Source organism: Paenibacillus sp. TY11 (genome assembly GCF_059772165.1).
Genome location: NZ_JCBAIQ010000011.1, coordinates 195,362 through 211,571, shown reverse-complemented (window position 1 = coordinate 211,571; position 16,210 = coordinate 195,362). Strand labels below are relative to the sequence as shown.

12 protein-coding genes are annotated in these 16,210 nt (G+C 48.2%); 8 read left to right on the top strand and 4 right to left on the bottom strand.

Annotated elements, in window-relative coordinates:
• Positions 1–116 precede the first annotated feature (116 nt).
• The gene (locus AC6EJC_RS14820; RefSeq protein WP_444954628.1) at positions 117–392 is read right to left on the bottom strand and encodes a GNAT family N-acetyltransferase; all 276 of its coding nucleotides are present in this window, start codon (positions 390–392) and stop codon (positions 117–119) included.
• Between the two features lie 193 nt (positions 393–585).
• Here AC6EJC_RS14820 and AC6EJC_RS14815 point away from each other — a divergent pair, with 193 nt between their 5' ends.
• The 3 genes from AC6EJC_RS14815 (at position 586) to AC6EJC_RS14805 (ending at position 3,110) form a co-directional block, all read left to right on the top strand.
• A complete protein-coding gene (locus AC6EJC_RS14815; RefSeq protein WP_444954627.1) occupies positions 586–1,548 on the top strand; it encodes an ATP-dependent DNA ligase in 963 nt (320 codons plus the stop codon).
• Between the two features lie 111 nt (positions 1,549–1,659).
• Positions 1,660–2,202, top strand: coding sequence for a MarR family winged helix-turn-helix transcriptional regulator (locus AC6EJC_RS14810; RefSeq protein ID WP_444954626.1), 543 nt, complete (start codon positions 1,660–1,662; stop codon positions 2,200–2,202).
• Positions 2,187–3,110, top strand: coding sequence for an alpha/beta hydrolase (locus AC6EJC_RS14805; RefSeq protein ID WP_444954625.1), 924 nt, complete (start codon positions 2,187–2,189; stop codon positions 3,108–3,110). The genes AC6EJC_RS14810 and AC6EJC_RS14805 overlap by 16 nt, the downstream gene beginning before the upstream one ends.
• Before the next feature lie 142 nt (positions 3,111–3,252).
• Here AC6EJC_RS14805 and AC6EJC_RS14800 read toward each other — a convergent pair whose 3' ends face one another.
• Positions 3,253–4,188, bottom strand: coding sequence for a manganese-dependent inorganic pyrophosphatase (locus tag AC6EJC_RS14800; protein ID WP_444954624.1), 936 nt, complete (start codon positions 4,186–4,188; stop codon positions 3,253–3,255).
• 361 nt (positions 4,189–4,549) lie between these two features.
• On the opposite strand from AC6EJC_RS14800, the gene AC6EJC_RS14795 reads away from it, so the two are divergent.
• Entirely contained in the window at positions 4,550–8,836 is a 4,287-nt protein-coding gene (locus tag AC6EJC_RS14795; protein ID WP_444954623.1) for a S8 family serine peptidase, read from the top strand.
• An 83-nt stretch (positions 8,837–8,919) separates the two neighbouring features.
• Here AC6EJC_RS14795 and AC6EJC_RS14790 read toward each other — a convergent pair whose 3' ends face one another.
• Together AC6EJC_RS14790 and AC6EJC_RS14785 are read right to left on the bottom strand one after the other, a co-directional pair.
• Complete coding sequence (locus tag AC6EJC_RS14790) at positions 8,920–10,410, bottom strand: sensor histidine kinase (protein WP_444954622.1); 1,491 nt, start codon at positions 10,408–10,410, stop codon at positions 8,920–8,922.
• A complete protein-coding gene (locus tag AC6EJC_RS14785) occupies positions 10,407–11,093 on the bottom strand; it encodes a response regulator transcription factor (protein ID WP_444954621.1) in 687 nt (228 codons plus the stop codon). Before AC6EJC_RS14785 ends, AC6EJC_RS14790 begins: the two co-directional genes overlap by 4 nt.
• 288 nt (positions 11,094–11,381) lie before the next feature.
• On the opposite strand from AC6EJC_RS14785, the gene AC6EJC_RS14780 reads away from it, so the two are divergent.
• From AC6EJC_RS14780 to galU, 4 genes are read left to right on the top strand one after another with little or no spacing between them, the layout of a single operon-like run.
• Positions 11,382–13,715 (top strand): glycosyltransferase family 39 protein, encoded by a 2,334-nt coding sequence (locus tag AC6EJC_RS14780; protein WP_444954620.1) that lies wholly within the window; start codon positions 11,382–11,384, stop codon positions 13,713–13,715.
• 17 nt (positions 13,716–13,732) lie between these two features.
• The gene (locus tag AC6EJC_RS14775) at positions 13,733–14,824 is read left to right on the top strand and encodes a glycosyltransferase family 2 protein (protein ID WP_444954619.1); all 1,092 of its coding nucleotides are present in this window, start codon (positions 13,733–13,735) and stop codon (positions 14,822–14,824) included.
• A gap of 3 nt (positions 14,825–14,827) precedes the next feature.
• Complete coding sequence (locus AC6EJC_RS14770; protein ID WP_444954618.1) at positions 14,828–15,250, top strand: GtrA family protein; 423 nt, start codon at positions 14,828–14,830, stop codon at positions 15,248–15,250.
• Positions 15,247–16,128 (top strand): UTP--glucose-1-phosphate uridylyltransferase GalU, encoded by an 882-nt coding sequence (gene galU / locus AC6EJC_RS14765; protein ID WP_444954617.1) that lies wholly within the window; start codon positions 15,247–15,249, stop codon positions 16,126–16,128. Before AC6EJC_RS14770 ends, galU begins: the two co-directional genes overlap by 4 nt.
• Positions 16,129–16,210: the final 82 nt, after the last annotated feature.

Here is a 16,210-nt window from a genome sequence, read left to right as displayed (position 1 = left end):
GGTAGAATGCAATCATTTTACAAGCTTTATGCACACAAAAAAAAACACCGGGAAGGTCTGATTACCCGCTCCGGTGTTGTGTCGGTTATGCAATTACGCAGATTGATGTGCCATATTCATTGCTGCCAGACGTCATTGTATTCCTGATGGCGCTTGAACAGAGCCAACGCGTACGAGCAAGCAGGGATAACCTTTTTATGCTGATCCCTCGCCATATCAACAACTTTGTCGATTAGCTCCTTGCCGATTTTTTGACCCCGTAACTGCTCGGATACAAATGTATGGTCAATGACCAAAGAGTGGTCATCTACGGATTTATAGCCTACTTCTGCAACTACCTGTCCATCATCCACCATGACTACTGCATGGTCCTCCTCGCGAATTTGTCTCATGAGACTGATCCCCTTTCTGACTGAAGAAAATCCCGTAACGACTCCATGCTACGAATTACTGCAATCACTTCATGCCGACGCTAGATATCCTTATCATTCCCCTCTTTAGGGACCAGCGAAACATCACATACATAAAAAAAGATCTATCGTCGACACTACATTTATTCCAATTAAGGCAAGGGGAGGTGCTGTGTTGCGTTCGGAAATGAAACCTGTCATCCCGTTTGAACCGGATTTGAGCGAAAAAGTACCTGTAGATAAAGGACTTTGGCGTTACGAAATAAAATGGGACGGTACGAGAATTTTGACGTATCACGACCAGGGTAGCACGCGTCTGTTCAACCGCAAACAGCATGAACGAACACTCTTGTACCCGGAGCTTGCTCTCTTTTCCTCCTACTGTAGGGCAGATTCGGTCATACTGGACGGGGAAATGATCGCACTCGGTGCCGACGGTAAACCATCGTTCCATGAAATCATGCGACGGGATCTAATTCGTCGGACGGATCGAATTCAGGCAGCCTATGAAGCTGTACCCGCCACTTACATGTTATTTGATATTGTGTATCTGAATGGGGAGTGGGTTCATCGCAAACCGTTACAAGAAAGGCTTGAACTGCTGAACCAGATCATCATACCGAATGAACAGATTCAACTGGCTCCTGCTCATCCTGATGGACAAGCTCTATTTCAGGTTATGTGCAGCCAAGGAATGGAAGGCATCGTATGTAAAAAGCTTGATAGTCCGTACACATTGGGCGGGCAGGACGGACGATGGGTTAAGGTCAAAAATTATGGCGATATCATTGCCGTTATCGGTGGCTACACCCTCAACGGGGGCGTTATTAACGCTGTGCTGCTGGGCCAGTATGATAAACAAGGAATGCTGCGCTATATCGGACATGCGGGTACGGGTAAGCTGACTCGGGAAGATTGGCGCCAGCTTACCGAGCGCCTGCTGCCACATACCACTACGGAGCGGCCTTTTGTCAATAAACCAGATCGGCATCAAGATGCGTTTTGGGTGCAACCCATGTATACCGCCAAGGTTCAATATAGTGAGTGGCGGTGGCAAGAAGGGCGTACCCTGCGTCAGCCCTCTATACAAGCCTTTGTGAATCAGGGCATTGAGCAGTGCATCGGTCCCTGGAAGTGACGTTTTACAGATATATTTTCAAAAAAATGCGGAACAAAGTTTGTATAAATCATTGCAACCAGTGGTTAATTAAATTACAGTTAACTAATTAACTACATCGAGGTGGATCGCATGTTCTTTTTTTTGGACTCCGAAATTCGTCAACTGGCCTATAATCTGTTTCCAGGTGGCAATAAACCGATTGGTGTTTTGGTAGATTTATTTTCCATAACGTATGAAATACGTAAAAGTATGGAAAAACGTTCACGTGAATTTGGTCTCTCCTACGGGCAATATATTGCGCTTTGTGTACTTTCTGCGCAAAGAGATGAAATGTCGTCTCCTTCTGCTTTGGCTGAAAAGATGGGTGTAAGCCGAGCGGCAATCAGTTCTATGGTTATTTCTCTCGAACAAGAAGGATTCATTAATAAATACGACGATCCCAATGACAAGCGGGGTGTATTTGTTTCCCTGAATGATAAAGGAAGAAGTAAAATTCAGCAGATGGATCCTTTTTTCATAGGGCTGGCTTCACGTCTGATGTCAGACTTTAGTGAGTCGGAAATCTGTCAGTTCCAAACCTATTTGTCACGCGTACGTTCTGCGTTTGAAGATGTTAAAGATTCGCGTTTAACCGACCCCAGGGAGGAGAGAGAAAAATGGTGCGAAGACTGAGACAAAAGCTGTTCGTCAAACTTGCCCGCATATCGGCTGGTAGAATGGTAGCTGCATCTGATTTCAAACCTTCGCATTCTCCCAAAGTACACCGGAAAGAAAGGATCATCCCCACCTCTGTAGGTGATTCCAGGGTGATTGTATATGAGCCATCCCACCGGTCTGCTGATCCACTCCCTGTATTCGTCAATTTCCATGGTAGCGGCTTTGTAATGGGCAGTGCCGAAATGGATGATCCCTGGTGCCCGGTCATTGCCGAACGTGCGAATTGCGTCGTCGTTAATGTAGATTATCGGTTGGCCCCGGAGCATAAATTCCCTATCCCGTTACAGGAAAGCTATGATGTGACCCAATGGTTGCACGAGCATCCTGATGTACTGAACGTAGATCCTCAACGCATTGCGGTCGGGGGACACAGCGCAGGCGGTAATCTGGCGGCAGCGCTGTGTCTCATGGCCCGGGATCACAAGGAATTTCCGATTGTGTATCAGGTACTGGATTACCCCCCACTGGATATTGCTACAGATCCCAAACTGAAGCCCCAATTTGAGAAGGCGATTCCGCCTCGCATGGCAAAAATCTTCAATGAAAGCTATCTACACTCGGCAGATGAGGCGCGAAATCCGTTGGTTTCCCCCATTTATGCAGAATCACTACATAATCTCCCTCCCGCTCTGATCATAACCGCGGAGTTGGACTCCTTAGCTGACGAAGCCGAGTTGTACGCCAAGCGGCTGATTGAAGCGGATGTGCCCGTGACGTATAAAAAATACATGGGTGCCGCACATGCCTTTACGCATAGCGGTGATCTCGCTGTAGCTGAAAATGCCTGGCACCTGATGAGCGACCAGTTGAAATTGGCATTTGAATTTCGTATCGGGGACGTCCTCGCAGAACTGAAGAAATAAAAATAAGCCTCCTGCTTCCACTGCCTTCATGCAGCCGGGTTCAGGAGGCTTATTATTTATTGCTACTTTGATAGCAGCTAGCTGCTATGCGCGACAGACTTAAGCCATGTCTTGCTTGCGAGCGAGCCACAATCTATCAAAATTACAGACTATTAAAAGCGTCAGTCAATACAGGCACGATTTGCGACTTGCGAGATACTACGCCTTTCAGAACAGCTTTGTTGTCGTCCAACTGTACATTATAGGCTTTTTCAACCGCTTGTGCCTGGCTTCCCAGCGCAATACCAATGGAATCACTGTTCACAATGTCTGTTACGACGAACAGGAACAGATCGAGATTTTTGGCTTCAATGGTTTGGGACAATGCAGCTTCCAGGTCAGCTTGACGGGACAATACGTCGTTCACGTCTACTGCGTTCACTTGCGCAATTTCCACTTTGCGTCCATTCATCTGGAATTCCTTCGCATCCAGACTTACTAACTGTTCAATGGTGTGACCGCTCAAATCAGCACCCGCTTTAAGCAAGTCAAATCCGTAACGATCTGCATCCACACCAGCAATTTCAGCCAGCTCACGGGCAGCGGCTACGTCCTGATCCGTGCAGGTTGGGGATTTGAACAACAGGGAATCGGAAATAATCGCGGACAACATCAGACCTGCGATTTCTTTCGGAATTGCTACGCCATTTTCCTTGTAGAGCTTGTTCAAAATGGTGGCTGTGCAACCCACTGGCTCAGCGCGGAAGTATAGCGGCTGGCTTGTTTCAAAGTTAGCGATCCGGTGATGGTCGATGACTTCAATTACACGTACCTTGTCAATATCAGCAGCGCTTTGCTGGCGTTCATTATGATCGACCAGAATGACGCTGTCCGTTTCTGCGGCAACCTGCTCAACCAGACGCGGCGCGCTCACTTTGAAATAATCCAGTGCATACTGCGTTTCCCCGTTAACCTCACCCAGACGAACCGGCTCTACGTCCGCACCCAGTTTGGTTTTCAAGTCTGCATAAGCAATAGCTGAGCAAATGGTATCCGTATCCGGATTTTTATGCCCAAAAATCAATGTTTTTGCCAACATAATCGACTCCTTTGCATTAAGCATTTTACATTATTGTGAAACTGCAACAATTCCAATGCAGATTATATCATTAAATCTCGCATTCTCCCATTCCCCTTCGATTGATTTCAAAAATAATCTAGTAAATTCATAACATTTCCATGGAATCTCTATGTGAAGTTAACCTTGTTTTTTCTAAAAATATAAAAAACATATAGTAATATATCCCACCAATATGGTAAGATATGCCTCAAAACTGGCAAGTTAGTCACCAGTGGTCAATTCTATTATTTTAGATATTAAGGGAGGCGTGAGACAACGGCAGTGGCTTCAAATCCTAGTATGTAGACATATCATATTTTGATTGAAAAGAGGGAAATCTTTGAAAAAGCCGATCATTTTGAGAAAAATACCTGTCGTATCACTCGCTCTTGCCTTGACGGTAAGCTTGTCTCTGCCGTCTCTCAGTTCTGCTGCTAATGCAGATCCGCAAATCAACTCATTTTTGAAAGCTCAGGAAGCATTGACTATTGAGGCGGCTCCGGCCTTCGTTTCGCCAGAGCTGAGTACCGACTCTTCCCGCCAGGTCAGAGTTATCGTGCAGCTAGATGGTGAGCCCCTAGCCGTGGACAAATATGCGGCACGATCAGGCATTCAAGTTTTCACAGCTCAATCTGAGCAAAAAGCGGAATCCGCGATCGCCACCGAACAAACAACGTTCGTGGACCAAGCCGCTGAGCACGGTATTTCTCTTCAGGTGAATTACCAATACAACACAGTTCTTAACGGCTTGGAGGTCACACTACCAGCTAATAAGATTCCGGAACTGGCTAAACTGCCAGGCGTAAAATCCATTCACGAAAACAAAACGTATTATTCCATCCCCGTACAGGACCCACCAACACTTACAGCCAGTGAAGCAACTTATGATAACGCACCGTTGGACCAAATTGGTGTTCCCGAAGCCTGGGCCAAAGGATTGACAGGCGAAGGAATCAAGGTCGGGGTTATTGATACCGGTATCGATTATGAACATCCTGATTTGAAAGAAGCTTACAAAGGCGGATATGACTCTTTTGAACAGGACAACGATCCTTACGAGGAACCGTTCCTAGAAAAAGAGAATGACCCATACGGAACAGGTTTTAGTGGAACGACACATGGTACCCACGTCTCCGGTACGATTGCCGGTAAAGCCGCGAATAAATCCTCGGAAATTGTACAAAAGGGCATTGCCTATAAATCGGACTTATACGTGTATAAAGTGCTTGGACGCAATACCAAGACGGGTCGCTCCTCCGGTTCCTCCGCACAGGTCATTGACGGTATTGAACGCGCTGTCAAAGATGGCATGAACGTCATTAACCTGTCGCTGGGCTCGGATTCCGAAAAGGACCCCAACTCCCCGGACTCCATTGCCATCAATAATGCTGTACTTTCCGGCGTAGTCGCGGTCATTGCGAACGGTAATGCGGCACAGGATGGACCATATTTTTATTCCATGGGTTCACCTGCAACATCCCAATTGGCGATTTCCGTCGGTGCAGCTACTTCGCCGAGCCACAGCTACTCAAATAGAGCATCGGTTAATCTTGCTACCTATGGCAATGATGGAAAGCTGATGACAGTTACATCAGACACCTATTACAATCTTAACACGATGAGTTGGCAAACGTTTCATGAGGATTTCGCTTCCATTTTAGGAACAGAACCATTGGAATTAGTGTATGCCAATTTGGGATACCCAGATGACTTTGCTTCTAAAGATGTACAAGGTAAGGTTGTAATCGTATCACGTGGCGTCTTGGGCTTCGTAGACAAAATCGCGAACGCACAACAAAGCGGTGCGAAGGCTATTGTTATTTTTAATGGTCAAGCGAAATCTGACGACAGCACTCAAGCCAATCTGAATGATGCTATCCCAGGTTACGACGGTTACATTAATTCAAATCAAGGTGACGGTGTGGATTACATCCCTACCTTTGACATGACAGGAAAGGAAGGCCGGGCGCTGGCAAGACAAATCATTGAAAGCCAAAACAACAAACAAAAATTCTTTATCACTTTTGGAAAAGATTATCATCGCACAGATAATGAAGGCAATACAATTGCTGGATTTAGCTCCCGTGGACCGAACGGAGATGAACTGCTCAGTATCAAACCAGACGTGAGCGCACCGGGGGTTGGCATTTTGTCAACCTATCCTGCCTTCGCCAAGTTCTATCCAGATGCATCTTATGAGCAAGCTTACAGTCGTAGCAATGGTACAAGTATGGCGTCTCCGCATGTGGCTGGACTTGCTGTGCTGCTGAAGCAGCAGCATCCAAACTGGACACCGTTTGATATCCGTGCTGCTCTGGCAAACACTTCGGTTACACTCTTTGATGAGGATAAAATTCAATATGATGTGTATTCCCAAGGTGCAGGCCTAGTAAACATCGCTAATGCGATTCAGACTCCCGCCCTGCTGGAAACCGTTGAAAAGATTACGATTCTCGATAAAAACTTTAATCGGCAGGAGGTTGTGAATTACAATCCTTCCGCCAGCTTCGGGGTGTTACGACCTGGTAGTGATGCGAAGCAGATTCAGCTTCAACTCAAAAACTTGTCCGCTAACCCTGTGCAATATGAAGCCAGCTACATTTTACATGATAATGTAACCTCTGATCCGACTAAGCCGATTGCCACGCCTGATGTAAGCAACCTTTCCGTTCAGTTGCAGGGTGTCGGCGCGAATGGAGCAATCTCGGCAGAACCGGGTAAATCGCAACCGTTCTTCCTGTCTGTACAACCAAATTCGGGCGCAGCCACAGGTGTATATGAAGGGGAAGTTATTCTGAAAAGCGCAGGACTGCCAACGCTTCATCTGCCGTTCGTCGTTCATGTGGGCAAAGAAAATCCGGCAACAGGCTTTGGCTTGCAGGACCTGAGTGTTACCAACCCGATTATTTATCCGAGTCGTACAGGTGCTCAGCGCTCAACAGATTTGGCATTCCGCCTGACTACGGATAAAACGAACCTGATCGCGCTCTATGTGTACGGCGTAGATGACAAGTTAATCGGTCTGATCGATGGAATTACGACCTCCAAGGAACAAGGTGACAATGCACGCCTCAAACAAGGCGTCTACTCCTTCAAGGGCATTGACGGAAGTTACGCCGAATTAGATGACAATGGAAAATCTGTTCTGGATGCTAACGGTCAGCCCGTGATTCAGCATTTGAAGGACGGCGTATACAAGCTGGAAGTCAGCGCTCCGGAGTTGAATGCAAAAGGCGAAGTCGAGAGCACTACTAAAGGTCCTAAACTCTTCACCGCTACTAAAGCTATTCGTGTGGATAATAGCGCCGCATCCAGCGGTAGTGGTGGAGGCGGAGGTGGTGGAGGTGGCGGCAGAAGCAATACTACACCTTCTGCTACAACGAACACATCCACTCCTGTCCCTACATCTGCACCTTCACTTCAAAGCGTTGTGAAACAAGGACAGGCTGTTAAAACTGTCACTACAGCTGTTGCATTGAACAATAATGTACAGTCGCTGACAGTAACCGATGCAGATTTGCAGGCTGCCGTGACAGCAGCAGGTTCCAGCCCGACAGCTATTGTACTGTCGGCTACTAGCCAAGCAGGTCAAACGACGAAAGCATCGCTCACTTCCACACAACTGGTAACGCTGGGCAAGGCTGCAGCAGGAAGCAGCTTGATTGTAAGCAATACAGGCTCTTCTTTGGCTTTGCCAGTATCCGCTCTGAAAAATGTTCCTGCTGGTGCAGGCATTGAAGTGGTAATCAGCAGCCAGGCTCAGGCAAGCAGCACATTTACAGGCAAGCTGAAAGGCTCGAATGTGATCGGCACCCCGGTAGGGTTTGAGGCTAACATTGTCACTGGCGGCAAGAGCCAACCGCTCAAGGTTGCTCCAGGACAGTTCATTAGCCGATCCTTTACCGTACCTGGTCAAATTGATTCGAATACAGCTGGTGTACTCTATACGGCGAACGGAGATGTCTATCCAGTTCCATCCGTCTTCACCAAGCAGGCTGATGGATCTACCGTCGTCAAGATAAGCCGTCCGGGCTTCTCGACATATGCAGCGGCGACGCGCCCCGTTAGCTTTGAAGATATTTCATCGTCGTATGCCCAATCAGAAATTCAATCGCTAGCCAACAAGTTGCTGATTAACGGCACAACCGACACGACTTTCTCACCGAAGAAGAACGTGACACGTGCGGAATTTGCAGCCCTGGTAACCCGGGCACTTGGCCTGACCCCAGGTACTGCTGCACCATTCAGTGATATCCCGGCAGGTAGCTGGTATTCTGGCGATGTGGCAGCCGCTTATGAAGCCGGATTGATTACGGGTCGCAACAGCGACAAGTTTGATCCGAACGCTAATATCAGTCGTCAAGAAATTGCTGTCGTGCTGGGTAAAGCTGTAGATCTGCTTCAAATCAAAGCAGCAGCCGATGGCCCTGCACGTACACCGTACCATGATGCTTCATCCTTTGCAGGCTATGCCAAGGACAGTATTGAAAAAGTAAGTGCAGCAGGTATCATCAACGGAGAAGCGATTAAAGGCTCCTCCTACTTCCAGCCGAATGCACCTACAACGCGTGAGGCATCCGCCAAGGTGCTGCATGTGCTTTTACAAAAAGCTGCGTTGATTAACTAACAATAGAAAAGCCTCCCGAGCCGTGTTATAACCAAAGCTGCGGTTCGGGGGGCTATTTTTATGTTACGCCATAACCTGAAATACTATACTGTTCCCGCTAAAGGTAGCGTTACTTTGAATACACTTCCCGTTCCCGGTGTGCTTTCGGCCGTAATATTCCCGCCGTGTGCTTCCACGATAGACTGTGTAATAGCCAGACCAAGGCCCGCTCCGCCTGAGCTGCGTGTACGCGATTCATCTCCACGATAAAATCGCTCAAATATCCGCTCCAGCTGTTCTTTACTCATGCCTGGTCCGTTATCACGAATTTGGATATCTACCAACTTCTTACCGGCGGACAGGTTTACCAGGATCACACCTCTTTCCATATCGGTATGCTGAACAGCATTGTGAAACAGATTGAGCACTACCTGCTTGATTTTATCCCCTTCTGCCAACACCCTTACCCCTGCCGTCATATCAAAAACCACCTTACGTGTGCCTGCCAGCATAAGAAGTTGCGGTTTCATTTCCAGCAGCAACGCATCTAGCGATATGTCTTCCAGCTTCAACTCCGGTGTTCGGTCCAGCTTAGCCAACAATAGTAGATCAGAGACAAGCTTATTCATCCGCTTGGATTCACCATACATACTTTCTAGTGCCGGTTGAAGCTGCTTCGGATTAGATGCTGCTCCACGAAGCAGCACCTCCAAGAAGCCGTGAATAGACGTGAGCGGGGTGCGTAGTTCATGGGAAGCATCCGCAATAAATCGTCTCATCTGCATCTGCAATTCCCGTTCGGCAGCAAAAGAATGCTCCAGCCGTTCCAGCATCCCGTTAAATGAAACCGCCAAGCGATCCACCTCATACTGCCCCTGCTCAGCGTCGAAGCGCTCGTCCAGATTGCCCGCATCAATACGTTTGACTGCCTCGACCATCCTGGAAAGGGGCACCAACGTGCGGCGCAGCACAGGAAGCATAAGCGCCAACCCAATCGCAAGCGCAATCAGAGACAATAAAATAAAGGTGCGGAGCTGATTAATCAACTGCTCTTGCATAGAAGTCGTGGATACGCCCATTTGAAGTAAACCGGACGAACGGTCAGGTGGACCGAGCGGACGGAATACAACCAGTTGCTCTTTCCCCTGAGCATCCGTGATTAATTGATAGCCGTGACGCATGCGTATGCTCTGCTGCATCGCATGATATTGCTCAGTGGTGAGACGTGGCGGCTTAAGTCCGTTTTCGTTGGACAAGCTCTGGAAAGTGCCGTCTGTATCTATAGAAGCGAGCGACATATCCGGCCAAAACAAAAACGGCCCCGGTCGATTATTCCTCCGATTGGTTCCTTCTTGGGGAGCGGTGACCCCGCTCTTCTCCTGCGAATCCTTAATCAATAAATCGGCAGGAAGTGAATTTAGCTGCGTATCCATAGCGTCCGCCCGACTCCGATACAGAAAATCTTTCATTAGAAAATATTGTAGAAAACCGATCAATACGAGCAGCAAAGCCAAAATGAGTAACGTTCTGGCCAACAGCTGGGATCGGAGAGAACGGAGCGCATATTTTCTCCGACTTTTCCCACCCGCCTTCATAGCAGATCCACCCGGTATCCAACACCGCGCAGCGTACGAATGACCCGGTGCTCCTTATCTTTGAGTTTTTCACGTAAGGAGCGAATGTACACTTCAACAATATTATCCTCGCCCCCAAAATCGTACCCCCATACCCGGTCCAGAATACGACTTTTACTCAGCACAATTCCGTGGTTTAGCACCAGAAACTTCAATAGTTCATATTCGGTAGGCGACAGTTCCAGCACCTGACTCTGATAACGAATTTCCTTCCGTCGATCATCCACTTGAAAAGGCCCGTGAACCACTTCCCCCAGTAGATCGGGGAACTGATTGCGCAGGCGCGCTTCAATGCGAGCCAGCAGCTCATTAAAACTGAAAGGCTTTACGATATAATCATCCGCGCCGAGTTTTAATCCCTTCACCCGATCGTCTACATCATCCTTGGCTGTCAGCATAATGATCGCGATGTTATCCTCCGTCTCCTTGAGACTTTGACAAACCTCAAAACCGTTCATTTCAGGCATCATCACATCCAGCACCGCTACATGCGGACGAAACTCTCTGGCCAAATCGAGCGCATCGCTCCCGTTCTCGGCGCTTCTGACTTCATATCCTTCATTAATCAGTCCAAGCTCTAAAAATTGCAAAATATGAGGCTCATCGTCTGCCAGCATAATTTTAACTCCGTGTATTGGATTCATTATTAATCTTCCCTTTCATGTTGCCGCGTTTTTCTCATATAAAAGTCGGTTCATTTTTTACCTGTATCTAATATACCTGAATCTTGTCGTAAAAAAAGCACCCCTGCTCAGCTTTCAGCTAACGTTCAGGGAGCGCTCAGAACCAATTAAGGTACGTCTGGCATGATAAGTGCAAGCCGGTAGTTCACCGGGCCAAGATCAGATGTGACTGGTCATTCCGCAGTCCTGAAGATAGCGGCTAGAACAACGGAATAAATACAAAGAATTTTCACAGGGAGTGGACTGAACATGATTAAGAAATGGTTTAAGACCAGGGCGGACATCCCCCTGATCATCATCATGCTGATATCCGCATTTTTGAACGGATACAACATCTGGCAAGACAAGTACGTAAACACCTACTACACGACGGCCGTAGCAAGCATGCTACAGAGCTTTCACAACTTCTTTTTCGCCTCACTTGATTCTGCCGGATCGGTAACGGTAGACAAACCGCCTGTGGTGTTCTGGATTCAGACGTTGAGCGCCTATATATTCGGGCTTCACGGATGGAGCGTTATCCTGCCGCAAGCGCTGGCTCAGGTCGGATCGGTATTGCTCGTTTACTTACTCGTCAAACCGAGCTTCGGTACGATGGCCGCACGATTGGCCGCCTTCGCCATGGCAACGACACCGATAGCCGTAGCGGTCAGCCGCACGAATAACATCGACGCTATGTTGGTTTTCACACTATTGCTCGCAACATGGCTGTTGTTCAGAGGCATTAGAAATAGCAAAACAGGGCTGATCCTCGCAGCTTTTGCAGTCGTAGGCATCGCCTTTAACGAAAAAATGTTACAAGCCTATATGATCGTTCCTGCTTTGGGACTGTTCTATCTACTGGCCTCCAAGTTTAACTGGAAACGAAAAGCAGTAACACTGGCAGGATCGGCAGTCGTCCTCCTGATCGTGTCGCTCTCTTGGGCAGTCGTGGTGGACTCCACTCCAGCAGACGAACGCCCTTATATGGGGAGTAGCGGTACAAACTCTGTACTGAATTTGGCCTTTGGTTATAACGGCCTGTCCCGTCTGACAGGAGATCAGGGAACAGGTGGTACTCGTGGCGGTCAACGCACGGAGCAGAACAATAAAGCTACAACGAATAGCAACAATACGAACTCGGATCAGGCTCAGACGACTACATCATCAGACAGCACTACCACTACGGGTGACTCTGGTGCCAACAACATGACAGCAGACGGATTCGGTGCAGGTGGTCAAATGCCACCGGGTGGATTTGGCGGCAACGGGCAAGGTGGCCAGGGCGGTCCAGGCGGTGGACCGGGAGGAAATTCCGGTGGCGGCATGTTCGGCACTGGCGAAAAAGGACCTTTGCGGTTGTTCCAATCTTCCCTGTCAGGTCAAGCCAGCTGGCTACTTCCGTTCGCAATAATTGCTTCCATCGGCCTACTTGCAAGCATTCGACGCCGTAATATCACACAAAAACACAAAGAAGTCATCTTCTGGCTGGCCTGGTTGATTCCCATAGCTGCATTTTTCAGCGTAGCAGGTTTCTTCCATCATTATTACCTAATTATGCTCGCATCACCGATTGCAGCGCTCTTCGGGGCTGGATTCGTGGAATTGTGGCAGCAATATCGTGAGCGTTCTGGCTGGCTCTCCTGGTTGTTACCCGCAGCGGTATTGGCGACCTCGGTATTTGGCTGGTTCGTCCTGCAAAATTACAACGACACCATCGGTAGTGGCTGGTCCATCGCCGTATTGGTCCTGGGGATCATCGGCACGGTGCTGCTGGTAGTAGCACGATTGAAATCTGAGAAGTTAACGAGATATGCCATCATTGCAAGTGTACTCGCTATGTTCATCGGCCCTGTGTACTGGGCATTGACACCGATCACCTACGGGGGGAACAGCATGATTCCACAAGCCGGACCGACTCAATTTGGTGGCGGTGGTGGTGGCGGGATGCCAGGCCGCAATGAAGGCAACAGAGACCAGAACGCCAATGGACAACAAGCTGAAGGAACTCAAACGAGTAACCAGACCAACAATACAAAACAATCCAGCTCTGATGGAAATACTTCAAGCACACAAACAAGTACAGACGCGGAACAGAAATCTTCTACCCGTTCCAGAGGAATGGGAGGACCGAACGGTAGTCAAAGTTTAGATCAAAAAACGTTGAGCTATTTGCAAAAAAATAACACAGGTGAAACCTACCTTTTCGCGGCAAGTAATTATTCAACAGCTGCTCCTTACCTGGTTGAGGCCGGACAAAAAGTCATTATTATGAACGGCTTTGTATCTTCCGATCCAGTCTATACCGTCGATAAAATCAAGGCGCTGGTCGAAAGCGGCCAAGTGAAGTACTTCATGATTTCTGGTGGAGGCGGCGGACCGGACGGCGGTAACTCTGAAGTCACTGCATGGATCAAAGAACACGGCAAAGTGATCCCTACAGATGAATGGAAAACAACAACAGGCGAAACAAGTACAGACGTTAAAGCAACCGAGAGCGGAAGCGACACCACAAACAGCAATGCGAACGCTCAGGATGGTCAAGGTGGACCTGGCGGAGACGAACGTGGCGGAAGCAGTACTTTATACGAAATCACATTATAAATGAGGAGGAACTACGAATGAGTGAACCCATCCGTTATTCCATAGTTATTCCGATGTACAACGAGGAAGCCGTTATTACGGAAACCTACCGGAGGCTGAAACAAGTCATGGGCTCAATGGGTGAGCCCTACGAGTTGATCTTCGTAAATGATGGAAGTTCGGACCGCAGCGTCCAATTGATCAAGGAATTCAGTCTCAGAGATGACACCATTGTATTGATTGATTTCTCTCGCAATTTTGGTCATCAGCTAGCGATTACCGCCGGGATGGATTATGCGGTGGGAGAGGCGGTCGTCGTCATTGACGCCGACCTCCAGGACCCGCCGGAACTGATTGTTGAGATGGCTAACAAGTGGAAGGAAGGCTATGAAGTGGTTTACGCCAAACGGCTCAAACGCAATGGCGAAACTCGCTTCAAGAAATGGTCTGCCAGCCTCTTCTACCGTGTACTTAAAGCATCAACGGATATTAATATCCCAGTCGACACCGGGGACTTCCGCCTAATGGATCGCAAGGTCATAGAAGAATTGAAACGGCTGCCGGAAAATAACAGATTCGTTCGTGGACTGGTCAGCTGGATCGGGTTCAAACAAACCGCTGTTGAATATGAGCGCGATGAGCGGCTCGCAGGCGAAACCAAGTATCCACTTAAACGCATGATCAAGCTCAGCCTGGACGGGATCACATCCTTTTCGATTAAACCGCTCAAACTGGCAGGTTATATCGGCGCACTTCTGTCCATGTCCGGCTTCCTGTATCTGATGTACGTATTATTTCTCAACTTTTTTACCGATTCCTATGTGATGAAGGGCTGGTCGTCCATGATTAGCATCAGCCTGATCTTTGACGGCGTGATCCTGATCATTCTCGGTATTATGGGTGAATATGTTGGACGGATTTATGACGAAACCAAAGCGCGTCCGCTCTACATTGTCCGTGAGCATCTGGGTGGACAATACGAAAACGGTCCGACACATGCTATGAAAGTCCCTGAACAACGTGACTCCCTGTACATGCAAGGAGCCCGTGACAGTCTGATTTCGGCCGGACGCACAGTACGCGGCAACAGCGCGGGATATACCGGACCCAAATCCGGTCATGGAGCCTAACCTATGAAAAGTCGCATGGCCCAGCTGCTTCCTATGATCCGATTTGGCATCGTAGGTCTGGTGAATACGGGCGTAGATTATATCATTTTTATGCTGTTGGCTTGGGTCGGGGTACCGGTCATTGTAGCGCAGATCATTTCGTACAGCTGCGGCACAGCTAACAGTTATATTTTGAACAGCAAATGGACATTCAACAAACAACTATCAAACGACACTAATAAGCGTCAATTACCTAAATTTATCGTCATCAACCTCATCGCATTAGGGATAACCTCCTTATTACTGCAGGTGCTTCACACTGGAACCGAGCTGCCACTTGCTTTAGGCAAGCTGATCGCGACCGCAGCCGGAATGATCATCAATTATATCGGGAGCCGATACTGGGTATTCGGTTCCCCATCCCGAAAGGAAAGTGAGTTTCTATGAGAAAAATTACAAAAGCTGTTATTCCAGCCGCCGGATTAGGAACCCGTTTTCTACCAGCTACGAAAGCTTTACCGAAAGAGATGCTTCCAATCGTAGACAAGCCGGCTATTCAATATATCGTAGAAGAAGCCATCAAGTCCGGAATTGAGAGCATCATTATCGTAACGGGGCGTAATAAAAAAGCCATCGAGGATCATTTTGACAAGTCTGTAGAGTTGGAGCAGGTACTGGAGAGCAAAGGTAAATATGATCTCCTGCGTGAAGTTCAAAGCATCGGGGGCAAAGCAGTCATTCACTATATCCGTCAAAAAGAACCCCTCGGCCTGGGACATGCAGTACGCTGTGCTCGTCAGTTCATTGGCGATGAGCCCTTCGCCGTGCTGCTGGGCGATGATATTATGAATTCCTCCACCCCGGCGATCCGTCAAATGATGGATGTTTACGAAACGACTGGCAAGCAAGTGGTCGGCGTGCGCACGGTGGAAGAACAGGATGTGAGTAAATACGGCATTATTGACTCCACTCACCAGAACGGTCTCATTCATGAAGTCGGTGGACTTGTTGAAAAACCATCTCCGGCAGAGGCCCCCTCGCGGCAGGCAGTCATTGGTCGGTATGTATTGGAGCCTTCCATTTTCTCTATATTGGAAAACCTGTCCACTGGAGCGGGCGGTGAATACCAATTGACAGATGCCCTTCATCAAGTAGCATTGCAGAACCAACTGCTCGCATTGGAACTGGAAGGCACACGTTATGATATTGGAGATAAAGCTGGATATCTGGAAGCCGTGCTCCACATGGGTATGCAACGCGAAGATTTGCGTCCGATGCTTGACTCCATGATGCGCGAGTGGGCGCTTGCTTCAATGATAAAATAGGGGAATTTCCTCCCTCCGAAATCCGACGGGTGCTGTGAAATCACGAGAGTAGATGGATGAACATGTAAACTTGTACAATATA

What these genes read in the sequence shown, in the direction of transcription:
- AC6EJC_RS14820 (WP_444954628.1), bottom strand. Translation starts at nt 392, where the DNA reads ATGAGACAAATTCGCGAGGAGGACCATGCAGTAGTCATGGTGGATGAT.
- AC6EJC_RS14810 (WP_444954626.1), top strand. Translation starts at nt 1,660, where the DNA reads ATGTTCTTTTTTTTGGACTCCGAAATTCGTCAACTGGCCTATAATCTG.
- AC6EJC_RS14805 (WP_444954625.1), top strand. Translation starts at nt 2,187, where the DNA reads ATGGTGCGAAGACTGAGACAAAAGCTGTTCGTCAAACTTGCCCGCATA.
- AC6EJC_RS14800 (WP_444954624.1), bottom strand. Translation starts at nt 4,188, where the DNA reads ATGTTGGCAAAAACATTGATTTTTGGGCATAAAAATCCGGATACGGAT.
- AC6EJC_RS14790 (WP_444954622.1), bottom strand. Translation starts at nt 10,410, where the DNA reads ATGAAGGCGGGTGGGAAAAGTCGGAGAAAATATGCGCTCCGTTCTCTC.
- AC6EJC_RS14785 (WP_444954621.1), bottom strand. Translation starts at nt 11,093, where the DNA reads ATGAATCCAATACACGGAGTTAAAATTATGCTGGCAGACGATGAGCCT.
- AC6EJC_RS14780 (WP_444954620.1), top strand. Translation starts at nt 11,382, where the DNA reads ATGATTAAGAAATGGTTTAAGACCAGGGCGGACATCCCCCTGATCATC.
- AC6EJC_RS14775 (WP_444954619.1), top strand. Translation starts at nt 13,733, where the DNA reads ATGAGTGAACCCATCCGTTATTCCATAGTTATTCCGATGTACAACGAG.
- AC6EJC_RS14770 (WP_444954618.1), top strand. Translation starts at nt 14,828, where the DNA reads ATGAAAAGTCGCATGGCCCAGCTGCTTCCTATGATCCGATTTGGCATC.
- galU (WP_444954617.1), top strand. Translation starts at nt 15,247, where the DNA reads ATGAGAAAAATTACAAAAGCTGTTATTCCAGCCGCCGGATTAGGAACC.